Below are 12,239 nucleotides of genomic sequence, written 5' to 3'. Positions count from 1 at the left end.
GAGCAATGCTGACAATTGGCCATCATTTTTCGAGATCATGATGGCCAGCCCTGGAAGAGGCGGAGTAGATGGGCTGCGTGGGGATTTACGGGGCGCTCGCGTGACGGGTTTCGTGGGCTCCAGGGCTGGCATTTCGTCGGGAGGGGGAGGCGGGATGAAGCCCATTGCAGATTGCACCCGGGTTGCCGTTGCGCTTGGCCGGGAGGCGGGCGGAGGCGTTTTTGCCGGGCAAAAAAAGCCCCGCACTGGGCGGGGCGCAATCCGTGCGAGGCACGGCAGCTTGAGGTTCAGATGGCCCGGGGGCGGGTGACGCGGTCCACCAGGTAGACCAGGCCGTGGTAGTCGATGCCGCCGTGCTGGGTGAGGCCGATCTCGCAGGTGCGGCTGGTGGAGATGCCTTCTTCGCAGACCTGCACGGCGTCCTTCAGGCTGCGCAGGGCGTGGCCGTTGAGTTCCGGGGTGGTGAAGCCCTTGTCGCCGGCGAAGCCGCAGCAGTGGATGCCCTCGGGGACGACCACCTGGCGGGTGCAGCGGCCGACCAGGTCGATCAGCGCCTGGGATTCGCCCAGGTGCTGGGTGCTGCAGGTGACGTGTACGGCCACGGGTTGCTCCTGGGGGGTGAACTCCAGGCGGTCGAGCAGGTGGGTGCGGATGAAGCGCACCGGGTCGAACAGGTCCAGGCGCGAATCGAGGCCGTCCTGCACCAGGCGCAGGGTGCAGGGGCTGGTGTCGCAGTAGATGGGGTCGAGGCCGCCACGGCTGGCTTCCAGCAGGGCGTCGATCATTTCGCGACGCTTGCCTTCGGCCTGCTCGGCGTAGCCCTTGGAGGCGAAGGGCTGGCCGCAGCAGAGGCTTTCCAGCTGCGCGGGGAAGACCACCTGATAGCCGGCCTTTTCCAGCAGCATGCGGGTCTTGTCCACCAGCGGCACCTGTTCGCCGTCGGTGGCGGCGGGGCCCATGGCGCGGGATACGCAGGCGGCCAGGTAGACCACGCGGGGGCGGGCGTCGTTGGCCGGCGGGGTGAACTGGATGGGCTTGGCGGCCTGGGGCAGGGCGGGCGTCCATTGCGGCAGGCGCCCGGCGGAGAGGCGGCGCAGGGTGCCGGAGGTTTTTTCCAGCAGCGGCGCGCCGAGCAGGCGGCGGGCGCCGTCGGCCAGGCGCAGGGTGAGGCGTGCGCCCTTGAGTGCGGTGGCGAAGTGGCCGGCGAGCCAGTCGGCACGGCCGGCGTGGTGGGCCGCGTTGCCACGCAGCTTGCGCACCAGGTCGCCGGTGTTGATGCCGACGGGGCAGCGCTGGGCGCAGAGGCCGGTGGCGGCGCAGGTGTCGACGCCCTGGTAGGCGAAGGCTTCCTCCAGCTCACGGGTGTCGATGCCGGCGCGTTTGCGGGCCTGGATGTCGCGCCAGATGACGATGCGCTGGCGTGGGCTGAGGGTCAGGCCCTTGGAGGGGCAGACCGGTTCGCAGAAGCCGCATTCGATGCACTTGTCGACGATTTCGTCGGCGGCGGGCAGCGGCTTGAGGTTCTTCAGGTGCAGTTCGCGGTCGTCGCTGAGGATGACGCCGGGGTTGAGGATGCCGGTGGGATCGAGCAGGCGCTTGAGCTGCCACATCAGCTGGTAGGCGTCGTGGCCCCATTCCAGTTCGACGAAGGGCGCCATGTTGCGGCCGGTGCCGTGCTCGGCCTTGAGGGCGCCGCCGAATTCGACGGCGACCAGTTGGGCGACGTCCTGCATGAAGGCGTCGTAGCGGGCGACCTGTTCGGGGCTGTCGAAGCCCTGGGTGAAGACGAAGTGCAGGTTTCCTTCCAGGGCGTGGCCGAAGAGGATGGCCTCGTCGTAGCGGTGCTTGTCGAACAGTTCGATGAGACGGTTGACGCCGGCGGCGAGCTGTTCGACGGGGAAGGTGACGTCTTCGATGATCACCGTGGTGCCGGTCTGGCGCACGGCACCGACGGCGGGGAAGGTGTCCTTGCGGATCTTCCACAGCTGGTTGTAGACGAGCGGGTCTTCGCTGAAGTCGACCTTCTGCTCCACCGGGAAGTCGGCGATGGAGGCGGTGATCTGCGCGAGCTGTTCGTGCAGCAGGCTGGCGCTGGCGGCACGGGATTCGATGAGCAGGGCGCAGGCGCTGGCGGAGAGGCCCTTGACCCAGGCGGGCATGCCGGGCTTCTCCTGCACCGAGCGCAGGCTGCGGCGGTCGAGCAGCTCGACGGCGGAGACGGGCTGGGTCTTGAGCACGGGCACGGCGCGGCAGCAGGTTTCCACATCGGGGAAGACGATGAGCGCGGAGGCCTTGTGCGGGTGCTCGGGCACGGTGTCGTAGGTCACCGCGCTGATGAAGCCGAGGGTGCCTTCGGAGCCCACCAGCAGGTGGGTGAGGATGTCCAGCGGCTGGTCGTAGTCCACCAGGGCGTTGAGGGACAGGCCGGTGGTGTTCTTCAGGCGGTACTTGTGGCGGATCTTCGCGGCCAGTTCGGTGTTGGCGCGGGTCTGCCGGCCGAGTTCGGCCAGGCGCTCCAGCAGCTCGCCGTGGCTGGCCTGGAAGGCGGCGACGCTGGCCGGGTCTTCACTGTCCAGCAGGGTGCCGTCGGCCAGCACCAGGCGCAGGCCGGCGAGGGTGTGGTAGCTGTTCTGCGCGGTGCCGCAGCACATGCCGCTGGCGTTGTTGGCGACGATGCCGCCGATCTTGCAGGCGTTGATGGAGGCCGGGTCGGGGCCGATCTTGCGGCCGTAGGGGGCGAGCCAGGCGTTGGCCTGGGCGCCGATGACACCGGGCTGCAGGCGGATCTGCTCGCCGCCCTTGCGGATGTCGCGGCCGTTCCAGTTGTCACCGAGGACAATCAGCACCGAGTCGCTGATGGCCTGGCCGGAGAGGCTGGTGCCGGCGGCGCGGAAGGTGACGGGGACCTGGTCGGCGTAGGCGGCCTTGAGCAGGGTGATGACTTCGGCTTCGCTCTCGACCCGCACCACCAGCTTGGGGATGAGGCGGTAGAAGCTGGCGTCGGTGCCGAAGGCGAGGGTGGAAAGCGCATCGTCGAAGCGCCGGTCGCGGGGGATCAGGCGCTCGACGGTGTGCAGGAAGGCGGCGGGCAGGCTCATCGGTCGGGTCCTGTCATCAACGGTGGGTGCGGGCCGCTCGGGCGGCCTCGTCGGTTCTCTATCAGGTGCAGCGGGTCAGCGACCGAGCTCGCGTACCAGCGAGTCTGCGCTGATTTCGGCGATGCTCTTGGCGCCGGTGAGCACCATGGCCACGCGCATTTCCTTGTCGATCAACTCCAGCAGGTTGCTGACGCCAGCGCCACCGGCGGCGGCCAGGGCGTAGACGAAGGCGCGGCCGAGCATGACGGTGTCGGCGCCGAGGGCGAGCATGCGCACCACGTCGAGGCCGGTGCGGATGCCGGAGTCGGCGAGGATCTTCAGCTCGCCCTTCACCGCGTCGGCGATGGCGGGCAGGGCGCGGGCGCTGGAGAGCACGCCGTCGAGCTGGCGACCGCCATGGTTGGAGACGACGATGCCGTCGGCACCGAAGGTGACCGCGTCGCGGGCGTCCTCGGGGTCGAGGATGCCCTTGATGACCATGGGGCCGTCCCAGAATTCGCGGATCCACTCCAGGTCCTTCCAGGAAATGGACGGGTCGAAGTTGGCGCCGAGCCAGCCGATGTAGTCGGCCAGGCCGGTGGGGTCGCCACGGTAGGCGGAGATGTTGCCGAGGTCGTGGGGCTTGCCCAGCAGGCCGACGTCCCAGGCCCAGGCGGGGTGGGTCATGGCTTGCAGCACGCGGCGCATGGCAGCGTTGGGGCCGCTCATGCCGGAGTGGGCGTCGCGGTAGCGGGCGCCGGGCACGGGCATGTCGACGGTGAACACCAGGGTGGTGACACCGGCGGCCTTGGCGCGCTCCAGGGCGTTCTTCATGAAGCCGCGATCCTTGAGCACGTAGAGCTGGAACCACATGGGGCGCTGGATGGCCGGGGCGACTTCTTCGATCGGGCACACCGAGACGGTGGAGAGGGTGAAGGGGATGCCCTTGTCCGCCGCCGCCTTGGCCGCCTGCACTTCGCCGCGACGTGCGTACATGCCGGTCAGGCCCACCGGGGCCAGGGCCACGGGCATGGTGAGGGTTTCGCCGAACAGCTGGGTTTCGAGGCTCAGCTCGGACATGTTCTTCAGCACGCGCTGGCGCAGGGCGATGCCGGAGAGGTCCTCGACGTTGCGCCGCATCGTGTACTCGGCGTAGGCGCCGCCGTCGATGTAGTGGAACAGGAAGGGCGGCAGCTTGCGCTGGGCGGCGGCGCGGTAGTCGGTGGAGGCGGAGATGATCATGGGCTCTTCCGTTTGCGAGAAAAGTTTGGATCGAGCGAGCTAGAGCGAGACAAGGCGGAAATGGCCGAGGGAGCGGAGCCTACGACTGTAGGTGAGCATCTCCGAGGCCATTTCCAACGCCGTATCGCCGACGCGCAGCCGATCAGGGCTCGGTCAGTGAACCAGCATGCCGGTGAAGACATAGGCCTGCGCCAGGGTGATCAGGCCGACCAGGGCGGCGAAGATCAGGCTGTGCTTCAGGGTGAAGCGGAACAGGTCCGACTCCTTGCCGACCATGCCGGTGGCGGCGCAGGCCACGGCGATGGATTGCGGCGAGATCATCTTGCCGGTCACGCCGCCGCTGGTGTTGGCGGCCACCAGCAAGGTGTCGTTGACGCCGATCTGGTGCGCGGTGGTGGCCTGTAGGGAGCTGAACAGGGCGTTGGACGAGGTGTCCGAGCCGGTCAGGAAGACCCCCAGCCAGCCGAGGAAGGGCGAGAAGAACGGGAAGGCTGCGCCGGTGCCGGCGAGGACCAGTGCCAGGGTGGTGGACATGCCCGAGTAGTTGGTGACGAAGGCGAAGGCCAGCACCATGCCGATGGACAGGATCGGCCATTTCAGTTCGACCAGGGTTTCGCCAAAAGTGGTAAGACCATTTTTAACGTTGACCTTGAGCACCAGCATCGACAGCACGGCGGAGAAGAAGATCGCGGTGCCGGTTGCGGAGATCGGGTCGAGCTTGAACACCGCCGGCATGGCCGTGGTGGTGGCCACGATGGGCGCGCCTTTCAGGACAAGCTGGTCCAGGTGCGGGATGGCGAACATGAAGACGAACTGCTCCAGTGCGCCGCCCGGGGCGAACATCGCCTTGAAGGGCTTGAGGGTCCAGATGGTCACCAGCACGGTGAGGATCAGGAAGGGCGACCAGGCCTTGAGGATCTCGCCGAAGCTGTAGGGCGAGGGCGTGGTGCTGCGCGGGCCGCCGAAGCCACCGACGACCGCTGCGCCGCCGGAGACGCCGACCACTTCCGCGCTCTGCGCGCGGGCCGGTTGCCAGACCTTGAGGAACAGGGTGAGGGAAATCAGGCTGACCAGGGCGGAGGTGATGTCCGGCAGCTCCGGGCCGATGAAGTTGGAGGTGAAGTACTGGGTGATGGCGAAGCTGCCGCCGGCCACCAGGGCGGCGGGCCAGGTTTCCTTGACACCGCGCCAGCCATCCATCATTGCGACCAGCCAGAAGGGCACGAGGATCGACAGGAAAGGCAGTTGGCGGCCGGTCATGGCGCCGATCTTGAAGGCATCGATGCCGGTGACCTGGCCGGCGACGATGATCGGGATGCCCAGGGCGCCGAAGGCCACCGGGGCGGTGTTGGCGATCAGGCACAGGCCGGCGGCGTAGAGCGGGTTGAAGCCCAGGCCCACCAGCAGCGCGGCGGTGATGGCCACCGGGGCGCCGAAGCCGGCGGCCCCTTCGAGGAAGGCACCGAAGGAGAAGCCGATCAGCAGCACCTGCAGGCGCTGGTCATCGGTGATCGACAGCACCGAGCTGCGGATCACTTCGAACTGGCCGCTCTTGACCGTGAGTTTGTAGAGGAACACCGCCGCGACGATGATCCAGGCGATCGGCCAGAGGCCATAGGCGAAGCCGTAGCCGGCCGCGGCGAAGGCCATGTCGGCGGGCATGTTGAAGGCGAAGATGGCGACGGCAAGTGCCAGCGCCAGGGTAATGGTGCCGGCGATGTGGCCCTTGAGGCGGAACACGGCGAGGGCGAGGAAGAAGAACACGATCGGGATCACGGCGACGGCAGCGGACAGGCCGAGGCTGCCGAGAGGGGTGTAGATCTGTTGCCATGCTTGCATGGTGGTTGGCTCCGTAATTGTTTTTGGAGTGCCTGTGGGCCGTCCGGGTAGGCGCGACGCTTTTGGCGTTGCAGCAGGCATTGGCCGGATCTGGCGTACTTCGTCGAAATTGGTAATACCAATTTACAAAATCGACGGCTCAGGGTAAAAGTCTTACCGTGCGCATGTCAATTTCCTGTCCTACAACTTTGGTCGAGAGGGTTGTGATCGGGCTTTTCTTGTGTGTCGCGCGTGGGCTGGTTAGGCTGCCGCGCCAGGCTGCCCGGATGGGCTGCGGAACTGAGTCGGGAGGGGTATGGGATTTGGTCAGGTGCGTCAGCGCCGTCTGTCGGATGACATCGTCAGCCACCTGGAGTCGATGATCCTCGAGGGCACCCTGAAGGCCGGCGAGCGGCTGCCTGCGGAACGGCTGTTGGCGGAGCAGTTCGGGGTGTCCCGGCCGTCGCTGCGCGAGGCCATCCAGAAGCTGGTGGCCAAGGGTTTGCTGGTCAGTCGCCAGGGTGGCGGCAACTACGTTTCCGCCGAGCTCGGCTCCACCTTCAGCGACCCTTTGCTGTCGCTGCTGGAGGGCAATCCGGATGCCCAGCGCGATTTGCTGGAGTTCCGCCACACGCTGGAGGGCTCATGCGCCTTCTATGCGGCGCAACGCGCGACCTCGGTCGACCATGAGCGCCTGCGTGAGGCCTTCGAGACCTTGCAGGCCTGCTACATGCCCGGGAGCAAGGCGAGCCGCGAGGACGAGGGGGCGGCGGATGCGCGCTTCCACCTGGCGATCGCCGAGGCCAGCCACAACGCCGTGCTGCTGCACACCATTCGCGGCCTGTTCGAACTGCTCAAGCACAACGTGGTCACCAATATCGGAGGCATGTACCTGCAGCGCGACGAGACCCGCGACATGCTGATGAAGCAGCACCGGGCGCTGTTCGAGGCGATCATCGAGCGGCGTGCCGAGGAGGCGAGGGAGATTTCGCACCAGCACATCGATTACGTGCAGGAGGTGCTGGCGGAAGGGCAGCTGGAAGCGCGCCGCATGGAGCGTGCGCAGCGCAGGCAGGGGATCTGAGGTCGCTGGCCTGAAGGTGCGGGGCGGGTGACTGGCGCCGGGGCGGCGCTCAGTCTTCCTTGCCCTTGGTGCGCATGACGCGAGCGATCTCGCGATCGGAGTCGCGCTCCTTCTCGGTGGCGCGCTTGTCGAATTCCTTCTTGCCCTTTACCAGTGCGATCTCGCACTTGATCAGGTGGGCTTTCCAGTACAGCGACAGCGCCACGCAGGCGTAGCCCTTCTGCTGGACGGCGCCGATCAGCTTGCTCAGTTCGCGCTTGTGCAGGAGCAGCTTGCGGGTGCGGACGGGGTCGGCGATCACGTGGGTGCTGGCGGTTTTCAGGGGCGTGAAGTGGCTGCCGAGCAACCAGGCTTCGCCGTCCTTGAGCAACACGTAGCTGTCCACCAGTTGGGCCTTGCCGGCACGCAGACTCTTGACTTCCCAGCCGGCGAGGGCGAGGCCCGCCTCGAACCGCTGTTCGACGAAGTAGTCATGCAGAGCCTTCTTGTTCTGCGCGATGGAGCCTTGGGGATGTTTCTTTTGCTTAGCCATAGGCGCGGCATTATAGGGAGTCCCAGGCGTGGCCGCTACGGCGGCGTAGGCTTGAGCGCGAGGGGTGAATCCCTGACAATGCGCGCTCTTTTTTTGACCAGCCGTGTTGCTCGCTCCGGCGCAGCCGACTGACCGACGATCAGAGGCCCAGATGACCACCCATATCCAGCGCTCCGCTCTGCTGCCGTACCCTGCGCAGGCGCTTTACGATCTGGTCAACGACGTGGCGAGGTACCCCGAGTTCCTGCCCTGGTGCTCCACCAGTGAAGTGCTGCAGGCCAGCGAGACCGAGATGGTCGCCAGCCTCGGCGTGGCCAAGGGTGGGATCAGCCAGCGCTTCGTCACCCGCAATCGGCTGGTGCCGGGGCAGGTGATCGAGATGAACCTGGAGGAGGGGCCATTCACCGAGTTGCACGGCGTGTGGAATTTCAAGGCGCTGGGCGAGAAGGCCTGCAAGATCAGCCTGGATCTGTCCTTCGACTACGCCGGCCCCATCGTCAAGGCGACACTCGGGCCGCTCTTCAATCAGGCCGCCAACACCCTGGTCGACGCCTTCTGTCAGCGGGCCAAACAGCTTCATGGCTGATTCGATCCGAGTCGAGGTCGTCTGCGCGCTGGCCGAGCGTCAGCGCCTGCTTGGCCTGGATGTGGCTTCTGGCACCACGGCGCGCGCGGCCGTGGTGGCGTCAGGACTGGCTGCGGAGTTCCCCGAGCTGGACCTGGCAAGCTGCCCGCTGGGCATCTTCGGCAAGGCGCTGGCCAACCCCGAGGAGCGGGTGCTGGAGGAGGGGGATCGCGTCGAGGTCTATCGCCCGCTGCTGGCCGATCCGAAGGAGGTGCGCAAGGCGCGCGCCGCCCGTGCGGCCCAGGCGAGGGCGGCGGAGCAATAGCTGCCTGTTGGCCTGACAGGTGCCCAAGAAAAAGCCCGGAACCAGTCCGGGCTTTTTTCTGCGCAGCGTTTACTGCGGCGAGGTTTCCAGCGGCTCGGGCGTGGGCACCGGCACGGTTTCCACCTTGTCCACTTCCTGCTGGATCTGCTCGAGCAGCGAGCCGGGTTTCGGCTTTTCTTCCTGCTGTTGCTGGGCAGGCTTCTCGCTTTTCACTTCGGTGTTGCCGTCGCTGCCGAGGATGGCTTCGTCACGGCTCACGCCCGGCATGAAGTCACCCGCCAGGCCGATCAGTTGATCGCTTCCGTCGAACACCAGGCTGACGCGTTCCTGCTGGCGTTCGCCACCACCCGGCTGGATGCTGTAGAGATAGTCCCAGCGGTTGGCGTGGAAGGTGTCGGTGATCAGCGGGTTGCCCATGATAAACCTCACTTGCCGCCGGGTCATTCCGGGCTTCAACTGGTCTATCATGTCCTGCGTCACGACATTGCCCTGCTGGATGTCGATTTTGTAAACCCCGGGGAATGAACAGCCGGCGAGTGCGACCAGGCCTGCAAATGTGAGGCTGGTCAGCAAGAGCTTGGTGTTTTGCATCGGTGGGTGACTTCCACTATCTTGGCTGGGCAACGAAAATCCGATCATACCCGCATTAAGGGAAGCTGCGAAGCAGCGTCCACGAGAAAGCTGACCATGGTTGAAAATAACGAACTTCGCAAAGCTGGCCTGAAGGTGACCCTGCCCCGGGTCAAGATCCTGCAGATGCTTGACTCCACCGAACAGCGCCACATGAGTGCCGAAGATGTCTACAAGGCCCTGATGGAAGCGGGTGAAGATGTGGGGCTGGCAACCGTTTACCGCGTGCTGACCCAATTCGAGGCAGCCGGCCTCGTGGTACGCCACAATTTCGATGGTGGCCATGCCGTATTCGAGCTTGCCGACGGTGGCCACCACGACCACATGGTCTGCGTCGACAGCGGTGAGGTGATCGAGTTCTTCGACACCGAAATCGAAAAACGCCAGAAAGAGATCGTCAAGGAGCACGGCTTCGAGCTGGTCGATCACAATCTGGTGCTGTACGTGCGCAAGAAGAAATAAGCGCACTGCACCAGTAAATGGAAGAAGGCGACCTGCGGGTCGCCTTCTTTATTTATGGGGATGTGGGAGGTGTCAGCCCTGTGCGCTGGTGACCATCTTCCTGGCGTGGGCGATGGACTCTTCGGTGAGGTCCAGGCCGCCGAGCATGCGGGCGATTTCTTCGATGCGCGCCGCCTCGCTGAGGTTGGCCACGGCGGTGCGGGTTTCCTTGCTGCCGCGCACCTTGTGCACGAACAGGTGGTTGTGGCCTTGCGCCGCGACTTGTGGCAGGTGCGTCACGGTGAGTACCTGGCCGCGCTCACCGAGCCGACGCAGCAGCTGGCCGACGACTTCTGCGGTGGGGCCGCCGATGCCCACGTCCACTTCGTCGAACACCAGGGTGGGGACGCGGGATGTCTGCGCGGTGATGACCTGGATCGCCAGGCTGATGCGCGACAGCTCGCCACCCGAGGCGACCTTGGCCAGGGCCTTGAGAGGTTGGCCGGGGTTGGCGCTGACCAGGAATTCGACCTGCTCCAGGCCATTGGCCTGCGGGTCCTGGCTCTGGATCGGGTGCAGTTCGATGGTGAAGCGTCCGCCGGGCATGCCCAGGCGCTGCATCTCGGCTTCCACGGCCTTGGCCAGCTTGCCGGCGGATTTGCCACGCAGCTTGCTGAGTTCGCCGGCCCTGGCCTGGTAATGGCGGGTGTAGGACGCGAGCTCTTCGGTCAGGCGCTCGACTGCTTCGTCATCCGCATTCAGCGCCTCGATCTCCTCCAGCAGTGACTGCTGCAGGCTGGCCAGCTCGCTCGGATGCACGCGGTGTTTGCGCGCGAGCGTGTAGATGGTGTCGAGGCGCTCCTCCAGTTGCTGCTGGCGTTGCGGGTCGGCGTCGAAATGATCGATGAAGCGATTGATCTCGCCGACCGCTTCCTCCACCTGGATCTGCGCGCTGGCCAGCAGGTTGACGGCTTCGGCGATGGCGCCTTGCTGGGTGTTGAAGGCGGTCAGGCGGTTGAGGCTGGAGGTGAGGGCGCTGAGCACGTTGCCTGCGTCACTCTCGCTGCACATGTCCAGCACCTGGCGGCAGCCTGCGAGCAGGCTTTCGGCGTTGGAGAGGTTCTTGTGCTCCTGCTCCAGCTGGTCGAGCTCGCAGTCGCCGAGGGCAAGGTTCTCCAGCTCTTCCAGTTGGTAGCTGAGCAGCTGGTGGCGGGCGCGTTGTTCTTCGCCGCTGCGGGAGAGGCGTTCCAGTTCCTGGCGGGTCTGCTTCCAGCGTTGCGCGGCGAGTTGCACCTGGCGGGCCAGCTCGCTGGCCCCGGCGAACTCGTCCAGCAGGCGACGGTGGGTGTCGAGCTTGAGCAACGACTGGTGTTCGTGCTGGCTGTGGATGTCGATCAGCAGCTCGCCCAGGCTCTTGAGGTCGCCCTGTGGGCAGGGGGTGCCATTTATATAGGCGCGCGAGCGGCCTTCGGCGGTGATGACCCGGCGCAGGATGCAGGGGCCGTCGTTATCCAGGTCGCGTTCGGCGAGCCAGGTGCGGGCTTCGGGAATGTCGTGCAGATCGAAGCTGGCGAGGATGTCCGCCTTGTCCGCTCCCGGCCTTACCACGCCGCTGTCGGCGCGATCGCCCAGGGTCAGGCCCAGGGCGTCGAGCATGATCGACTTGCCCGCGCCGGTCTCGCCGGTGATCACCGACATGCCGCCGGCGAGTTCGAGATCGAGGTGTTCGACGATGGCGTAGTTGTGGACGGAAAGGTGGACCAGCATGGCGGCACTCCCAGGGCGATGGCTGGGTATTTATACAGTGTTTGTTTTCCGCCTGACAATCACCCCGCCCCCTTGAACCGACAAATTGCGACCCCATATAGGCGGACAGATCGCCGGGTTATTGCCCGGCCCGTTTTTGAAAGGAGGAACGCATGGCTGACGAACAGACCCTGGACAACCAGAACCCTGAGGCGAACACCGCTACCGAGGCCGCCGGCGGCGAAGACCTCGTGACCCGTGTGCAGACGCTGGAAGAGCAGTTGGCCGCGGCCCAGGATCAGTCCCTGCGCGTTGCCGCCGAGTTGCAGAACATCCGCCGGCGCGCCGAGCAGGATGTGGAGAAGGCGCACAAGTTCGCGCTGGAGAAATTCGCCAATGACCTGTTGCCGGTGGTGGACAGCCTCGAGCGCGGCCTGGAGCTGAGCAGCGCCGAGGACGAGGCCATCAAGCCGGTGCGCGAGGGCATGGAACTGACCCTCAAGCTGTTCCACGACACCCTCAAGCGCTACCAGTTGGAGGCGGTCGATCCCCATGGTGCGCCGTTCAATCCGGAACACCATCAGGCGATGGCGATGCAGGAGAGCACCCATGTGGAGCCGGGCACCGTGCTCAAGGTGTTCCAGAAGGGCTACCTGCTCAACGGCCGCCTGCTGCGCCCCGCCATGGTGGTGGTCAGCAAGGCACCGGCCGAAGTGCCGCCGTCCATCGACGAGCAGGCTTGAAATCCGGGCTGCGGCCCCCATCTGTTTAACCAAGCG

11 protein-coding genes are annotated in these 12,239 nt (G+C 65.9%); 5 read left to right on the top strand and 6 right to left on the bottom strand.

The annotated features are described in order from the left end of the window. Positions 1-287: 287 nt before the first annotated feature. The 3 genes from DMX10_RS05745 to DMX10_RS05735 all read right to left on the bottom strand — a co-directional run bounded on the left by DMX10_RS05745 (position 288) and on the right by DMX10_RS05735 (position 6,158). Positions 288-3,098 (bottom strand): FAD-binding and (Fe-S)-binding domain-containing protein, encoded by a 2,811-nt coding sequence (locus DMX10_RS05745; RefSeq protein ID WP_111260187.1) that lies wholly within the window; start codon positions 3,096-3,098, stop codon positions 288-290. A 75-nt stretch (positions 3,099-3,173) separates the two neighbouring features. After that, the gene (gene lldD / locus DMX10_RS05740) at positions 3,174-4,319 is read right to left on the bottom strand and encodes an FMN-dependent L-lactate dehydrogenase LldD (protein WP_111260186.1); all 1,146 of its coding nucleotides are present in this window, start codon (positions 4,317-4,319) and stop codon (positions 3,174-3,176) included. Positions 4,320-4,472: 153 nt separating this feature from the next. Then, positions 4,473-6,158 (bottom strand): lactate permease LctP family transporter, encoded by a 1,686-nt coding sequence (locus tag DMX10_RS05735; RefSeq protein WP_111260185.1) that lies wholly within the window; start codon positions 6,156-6,158, stop codon positions 4,473-4,475. Between the two features lie 295 nt (positions 6,159-6,453). Here DMX10_RS05735 and DMX10_RS05730 point away from each other — a divergent pair, with 295 nt between their 5' ends. Then, positions 6,454-7,221: an FCD domain-containing protein gene (locus DMX10_RS05730; protein WP_111260184.1), complete on the top strand. Its 768-nt coding sequence runs from the start codon at positions 6,454-6,456 to the stop codon at positions 7,219-7,221. A 49-nt stretch (positions 7,222-7,270) separates the two neighbouring features. Here the strand turns inward: DMX10_RS05730 and smpB are convergent, their stop codons facing one another. Continuing rightward, positions 7,271-7,753 (bottom strand): SsrA-binding protein SmpB, encoded by a 483-nt coding sequence (smpB, locus tag DMX10_RS05725; protein ID WP_111260183.1) that lies wholly within the window; start codon positions 7,751-7,753, stop codon positions 7,271-7,273. Positions 7,754-7,904: 151 nt separating this feature from the next. On the opposite strand from smpB, the gene DMX10_RS05720 reads away from it, so the two are divergent. After that, positions 7,905-8,339: a type II toxin-antitoxin system RatA family toxin gene (locus DMX10_RS05720; RefSeq protein WP_111260182.1), complete on the top strand. Its 435-nt coding sequence runs from the start codon at positions 7,905-7,907 to the stop codon at positions 8,337-8,339. Further along, positions 8,332-8,643: an RnfH family protein gene (locus tag DMX10_RS05715; RefSeq protein WP_111260181.1), complete on the top strand. Its 312-nt coding sequence runs from the start codon at positions 8,332-8,334 to the stop codon at positions 8,641-8,643. Before DMX10_RS05720 ends, DMX10_RS05715 begins: the two co-directional genes overlap by 8 nt. A 69-nt stretch (positions 8,644-8,712) precedes the next feature. On the opposite strand, the gene DMX10_RS05710 is transcribed toward DMX10_RS05715, so the two are convergent. Next, positions 8,713-9,234: an outer membrane protein assembly factor BamE gene (locus DMX10_RS05710; protein WP_111260180.1), complete on the bottom strand. Its 522-nt coding sequence runs from the start codon at positions 9,232-9,234 to the stop codon at positions 8,713-8,715. A gap of 96 nt (positions 9,235-9,330) precedes the next feature. Here DMX10_RS05710 and fur point away from each other — a divergent pair, with 96 nt between their 5' ends. Next, positions 9,331-9,735, top strand: a complete 405-nt coding sequence (gene fur, locus DMX10_RS05705) for a ferric iron uptake transcriptional regulator (RefSeq protein WP_021222333.1) — start codon at positions 9,331-9,333, stop codon at positions 9,733-9,735. A 72-nt stretch (positions 9,736-9,807) separates the two neighbouring features. Here fur and recN read toward each other — a convergent pair whose 3' ends face one another. Beyond that, complete coding sequence (recN, locus tag DMX10_RS05700) at positions 9,808-11,481, bottom strand: DNA repair protein RecN (protein WP_111260179.1); 1,674 nt, start codon at positions 11,479-11,481, stop codon at positions 9,808-9,810. 152 nt (positions 11,482-11,633) lie between these two features. On the opposite strand from recN, the gene grpE reads away from it, so the two are divergent. Then, on the top strand, positions 11,634-12,203 hold the full coding sequence (gene grpE / locus DMX10_RS05695) for a nucleotide exchange factor GrpE (RefSeq protein WP_111260178.1): 570 nt from the start codon (positions 11,634-11,636) through the stop codon (positions 12,201-12,203). Positions 12,204-12,239 lie beyond the last annotated feature (36 nt).

Origin of the sequence: Pseudomonas sp. 57B-090624 (assembly GCF_003234055.1) — a bacterium.
GTDB lineage: Bacteria > Pseudomonadota > Gammaproteobacteria > Pseudomonadales > Pseudomonadaceae > Metapseudomonas > Metapseudomonas tohonis.
The sequence above is the reverse complement of the archived record's forward strand: the minus strand, read 5'-3'. Positions and strand labels throughout refer to the sequence as shown.

What these genes read in the sequence shown, in the direction of transcription:
- grpE (WP_111260178.1), top strand. Translation starts at nt 11,634, where the DNA reads ATGGCTGACGAACAGACCCTGGACAACCAGAACCCTGAGGCGAACACC.
- recN (WP_111260179.1), bottom strand. Translation starts at nt 11,481, where the DNA reads ATGCTGGTCCACCTTTCCGTCCACAACTACGCCATCGTCGAACACCTC.
- DMX10_RS05710 (WP_111260180.1), bottom strand. Translation starts at nt 9,234, where the DNA reads ATGCAAAACACCAAGCTCTTGCTGACCAGCCTCACATTTGCAGGCCTG.
- smpB (WP_111260183.1), bottom strand. Translation starts at nt 7,753, where the DNA reads ATGGCTAAGCAAAAGAAACATCCCCAAGGCTCCATCGCGCAGAACAAG.
- DMX10_RS05730 (WP_111260184.1), top strand. Translation starts at nt 6,454, where the DNA reads ATGGGATTTGGTCAGGTGCGTCAGCGCCGTCTGTCGGATGACATCGTC.
- fur (WP_021222333.1), top strand. Translation starts at nt 9,331, where the DNA reads ATGGTTGAAAATAACGAACTTCGCAAAGCTGGCCTGAAGGTGACCCTG.
- DMX10_RS05745 (WP_111260187.1), bottom strand. Translation starts at nt 3,098, where the DNA reads ATGAGCCTGCCCGCCGCCTTCCTGCACACCGTCGAGCGCCTGATCCCC.
- DMX10_RS05735 (WP_111260185.1), bottom strand. Translation starts at nt 6,158, where the DNA reads ATGCAAGCATGGCAACAGATCTACACCCCTCTCGGCAGCCTCGGCCTG.
- lldD (WP_111260186.1), bottom strand. Translation starts at nt 4,319, where the DNA reads ATGATCATCTCCGCCTCCACCGACTACCGCGCCGCCGCCCAGCGCAAG.
- DMX10_RS05720 (WP_111260182.1), top strand. Translation starts at nt 7,905, where the DNA reads ATGACCACCCATATCCAGCGCTCCGCTCTGCTGCCGTACCCTGCGCAG.
- DMX10_RS05715 (WP_111260181.1), top strand. Translation starts at nt 8,332, where the DNA reads ATGGCTGATTCGATCCGAGTCGAGGTCGTCTGCGCGCTGGCCGAGCGT.